This window comes from Bradyrhizobium sp., from assembly GCF_049798375.1.
Taxonomy (GTDB): Bacteria; Pseudomonadota; Alphaproteobacteria; order Rhizobiales; family Xanthobacteraceae; genus Bradyrhizobium.
Genome location: NZ_JBARGP010000457.1, coordinates 1 through 4,286 on the forward strand (window position 1 = coordinate 1; position 4,286 = coordinate 4,286).

A 4,286-nucleotide genomic window follows, 5' to 3' on the forward strand; every position below is an offset into this window, starting at 1 on the left:
GGAAATGCGGACAATTGCGCCGCGAGATTGAGCCCGGCCGGCCCGCAGCCGACGATCAGCACGTCGACCTCGGTAGGGACGGTCCCGGAAGCGCCGCCACCGTGAGCGCGCACGGCAGGGTCGGCGATGTCGGGATCCCCGGGCTCGAAGCCGTTGAGATGGAATTGCATGCTGCGTCCTCCCGTCCTGAGCCGGCCGGCCGGACGCGCTCCGCGCAGTCCCCGCCGACGGGCACTTGAATGCCACTTCGCTATTGATCAGTATACTGATCATCAGTATGCTCGTCAACAAACGGCTGATTGGAGGATTTCGGTGACGGAAACGGACGACATGCCCGGCCACTTGGCCCGCCGCTTCCAGCAGATCGCGGTCGCCGTGTTTCTGGCGGAGGTCGAGCAGGCCGGCTTCGACCTCACGCCGGTGCAATACGCGGCGCTGGCGGCTGTTAGCACCAATCCCGGCATCGACCAGATCACGCTGGCCGGCCTGATCGCCTATGACCGCACCACCATCACCGGCGTGATCGACCGCCTGGTGCAGAAGAACCTCGTGCTCCGCGAGGCCTCCAGCCGCGACCGGCGCGCCCGCGTGCTCACCGTTACCACGGAGGGCAAGAAAATGCTGCGCGCGATCACGCCGGCCGTCGAGGCGGCGCAGGCCACCATGCTGCGCGGGCTGACGACGGCGGAAGGAAAAGAGTTGATGCGGCTGCTGCGCAAGGCGATCGCTGCCGGCAACGAACTCAGCCGTGCGCCCCTGCGGGACGCCGCGGCGGGCGAGCGCGGCTAGAGGCGCGCTCACGAATAGCGCATCACGCCGTCATCGACCTTGCCGAAGCGCAGTGAGACGATGTCGAGCGCATAGTTCTGGTATAGCCGCCAGGGCCGCCGGTCACCCTGCTTCGGCAGCTCTGCGACCGCCCGCTGCACGTAGCCGGAGGTGAAGCTCAGCGACGGCAGCGGCTTGATCGTGGAATCGTCATTGTGCGGCATGCACTGCTTGTAGCCGTGCCGGTCCATGTAGTTGATGAGCCGGCAGACATATTCGCAGGTCAGGTCGCATTTTAGCGTCCAGGACGCGTTGGTGTAGCCGAGCGCCGCAGCTAGGTTCGGCACGTCGGAATACATCATGCCCTTGTAGTTCAGGGTCTTCGAGAAATCGACCGCGCGGCCATCGACCGTGACCTCGATGCCGCCGAGCACCTGTAGCACCAGGCCGGTCGCGGTGACGATGATGTCGGCCTCGATCTCGCTGCCGTCCTTCAGGGCGATGCCGCGTTCGGTGAGCCGGTCGATCTCCTGCGTCACCACCGAGGCGCGCTTGTCCCTGATCGCCTTGAACAGGTCGCCGTCGGGCACCAGGCAGAGCCGTTGATCCCAGGGATTGTAGCGCGGCGTGAAATGGGTAGCGACGTCGTAGTCGGCTCCGAGCGCCCGCCTGACGCCGCCAAGGATCAGCTCCTTGACGCGCTGCGGCTTGCGCCGGCTGAGCTGGAAGAAATACATCGAGAACATCACGTTGCGCCAGCGGATGAGGTGATAGGCCAGCTTTGCCGGCAGTTGGCGGCGCAGCTTGTTGGCGAGCGCATCCTGCGCCGGGCGCGACACCACATAGGTCGGAGAGCGCTGCAGCATGGTGACATGCGCGGCCGTCTTGGCCATCGCCGGCACCAGCGTCACGGCGGTAGCGCCGGAGCCGATCACCACCACGCGCTTGCCGGCATAATCGAGGTCATCGGGCCAGGCCTGCGGATGCACCATGCGGCCGCCAAAGTCGCCCGCGCCGGCAAATTCCGGCCGATAGCCGCCCTCATAGCGATAGTAGCCGGCGCACATGAACAGGAAGTTGCAGGTGAAGCGCACCGTCTCGATCGCACCCTCGCCGATCGTGCGCTCAGCCTCGACGGTCCAGCGCGCCTCGCTGCTCGACCATGACGCACGACGAACACGGTGGTGGAAGCGGATGGTCTCCTCCAGCCGGTTCTCGAACGCGGTCTCGCGCACATAGTTCAGGATCTTGGGCCCGTCCGCGATCGCCTGCGGATCGGTCCACGGCTTGAAGGAATAGCCGAGCGTATACATGTCGCTGTCGGAGCGGAGGCCGGGATAACGAAATAGATCCCAGGTGCCGCCGATCGCGCCGCGCCCCTCCAGGATCGCAAACGTCTTGCCCGGGCATTTGTGCTTGAGGTGATAGCCGGCCGCAATGCCGGACAGCCCCGCGCCGACGATCAGCACGTCGACATGCTCTGATGACATCGTGTTTTCCTTAGGCGTTCCCGTGACCGGCTTTGACTTGGTTGGCTGAACACTGACAATGGCCATCCCGGCTGTCAAATCGTGGATCGGCGTTGGCATTCGGTCAATCCTCCTGCGCTATCGAGGCGAGACCGGCGCAACAGCCGGACACGTGAATGGACCATTTGAATGGCCGAGCCAGCTAACGATTTGAACCGCGTGCGCGAGAGTCGCGCGCAGGCGCTGGCATGGGCACAAAGGTTCGCCGCCGCATTGACCTTGGCCGCCGTCATCATCGCGCTTTGGGCGCTGTTTCGGCCGCAGCCCTACGGTCTGCTCATGACGTTGCTGATTGCGCTGCCGTTGCTCACGATCATCGCTGTCATCGCGCGTCGTGGCCTGTTCCGGATCGGGCTCGGCAGCGGCTATGAGGCTAATCTCGGCACCGCCTGCGCGATGCCCGCCTGCGCCCTGTTCGCGCGCTCGCTGTTCGACCTCAACCTGGTGAGCTGGCTGCCGCTGACCGCCTTCGCCGCCGCCATCGCCATCGTGTTCCTGATCGCTGCCTTGAGGCGCGAGGTCCATCTGCGCCGGCGCTGGTGGCGGCTGCTCGCCGCGGCACTGCTGACCGGCGCTTATGCGTTCGGCGCGCTCGGTCAGGCCGACGTGCTGCTCGATCGCTCGCCGCAATCGATGCTGCGCAGCCGGATCATCGACAAGCAGCCCGGCCGCAATCGCGTCGCCAGCCATCATCTCACGCTCGCGCCCTGGGGGCCGATGACGGCGCCGAACGACGCGACCGTGCCGCGCGAGGTTTATGACGCCGCCGAGATCGACGATACCGCCTGCATCCGGCTGCACGATGGCGCGCTCGGCATGGCATGGTTCGCGGCGACAGCCTGCCAATGATGGAAATCCAAGCAACGCGTTCATCGGCACGACTCTGCGATCTCGCGGCGGACATCGCCCGAGTTTTGCTTCACATAAGGCCCTCGAAATCGGGAGGGCGCAGGGAAGGCCGGGCATCGGCTGACGCCCATGGCCCGCGTGCGAAAGAAAATGCACGCGGCGGTTACCACAGGTGCAGCCGGATGAACCGGCCTTCCCTGCGCGATCGGGTTACGGCTTATACGTGATCTTCCCGGGGACCGGCTTGATTGCCCCCGTTTGCGACCATGCGCCGTCAGCGCATTGCGCAGACCTCAGCACCGGGAGGCCAGAACCACACGATTTCGCCGTCCGTGCCGACGCCGGTCGTCTGCCGTCGCCTTCACGTCCAATCGCAGCCCGCCTCTACGTCTCGTGACGACGCGTACGCCCCTCCGCATGAGGCGGGATGGCGTGAGCCAACCACACTTTCTGCAAAAACGAAATAGAAATGTTTCGGTCGAACGGCCTAACATGGCTCTCTGGGTTGAAACCGCTGACGAAATTCGCCGTTTAGCGCGAGCCGCCGCACGCTTGTTTGTCGGCTCGGCATGAACCCGCAAAGCAGGAATCGCGCAGGTGATTTGCCCGACGTGTCGGATCGGCCACGGCTCGTCGGCGGCTTCATCATCGTCCACAAGATGCGAGGCGGAAGCGTGATTTCACGCTGGTTTGACAAGGTCAGAAATAGCCGTAGCCGAAGATCGATGCGAGGGGGAGATGTCCGATCTCGGGGGTACAGCTGACGTGACGCCGTTATGGCAACAGGCGGCTTTCGCCCGTTTGAGACCTTCGGGGCGGCGCCGAAGACGTCCGCTTACTGGACCTGACCGGGCGTCGGCGGTCCGGGCCCAACCTACGCTTTTGACCCCAACCAGACATCAGCCATTCGACGTCATCGCAACAACTTGTAAGAGTCCACGACTTAGTCAGCAACCCTGACCAACCCACACCGCAAAATTCTGCTAGGCTTGAGGAATGGGGCATTTGGCCCCGCGGGGAGGCAACGGTGACGAACTCGGAAGTCTCCAGCGACCGACCGAACAAATCGGCATCCGAAAATGACCCACTGAACAAAAAGCCATCTGACAGCGAGCCACCGGGCAAACCAGCATCGACACT

3 protein-coding genes are annotated in these 4,286 nt (G+C 64.3%); 2 read left to right on the forward strand and 1 reads right to left on the reverse strand.

What is annotated here, in order from left to right:
- The first annotated feature begins 330 nt into the window (after positions 1–330).
- Positions 331–789, forward strand: a complete 459-nt coding sequence (locus tag WA702_RS18845) for a MarR family winged helix-turn-helix transcriptional regulator (protein WP_425112048.1) — start codon at positions 331–333, stop codon at positions 787–789.
- An 8-nt stretch (positions 790–797) separates the two neighbouring features.
- Here WA702_RS18845 and WA702_RS18850 read toward each other — a convergent pair whose 3' ends face one another.
- On the reverse strand, positions 798–2,258 hold the full coding sequence (locus WA702_RS18850) for a flavin-containing monooxygenase (protein WP_425112046.1): 1,461 nt from the start codon (positions 2,256–2,258) through the stop codon (positions 798–800).
- Between the two features lie 168 nt (positions 2,259–2,426).
- Here WA702_RS18850 and WA702_RS18855 point away from each other — a divergent pair, with 168 nt between their 5' ends.
- Positions 2,427–3,146 (forward strand): hypothetical protein, encoded by a 720-nt coding sequence (locus tag WA702_RS18855; protein WP_425112047.1) that lies wholly within the window; start codon positions 2,427–2,429, stop codon positions 3,144–3,146.
- The last annotated feature ends 1,140 nt before the right edge of the window (positions 3,147–4,286 follow it).